General features: G+C 64.6%; 1 protein-coding gene. It reads right to left on the bottom strand.

The features are described 5' to 3' along the window. Positions 1-70: 70 nt before the first annotated feature. Positions 71-263: 2Fe-2S iron-sulfur cluster-binding protein (locus AC0L16_RS33700; RefSeq protein ID WP_473625830.1), on the bottom strand; the 193-nt coding region annotated here is incomplete at its 5' end.

Raw genomic sequence — 263 nt, 5'->3', positions numbered from 1 at the left:
ACCTCGTCCACGCTGCGCGCAACGACGAGCGAACCCGTGCGCTCAGCTCCGTTCGAAACAAAGAAGGCCATCAACCTGCGGCCTCGGTGAGTTGGCCGGATGCGCGCATCACCGCGCGAAGGATCTCGACATGCGTGCCGCAGCGGCAGAGATTGTAGCGCAGTGCCGCCAGCGCCTCCTGCTCGGTCGGCCGCGGGTTGATCGCGAGCAACGCCTTGGTGGTCATGATCATGCCGTTGAGACAATAGCCGCATTGTGCGGCC

The organism is Mesorhizobium sp. WSM4848 (genome assembly GCF_055811375.1).
This window is presented reverse-complemented; position numbering and strand designations above follow the sequence as displayed.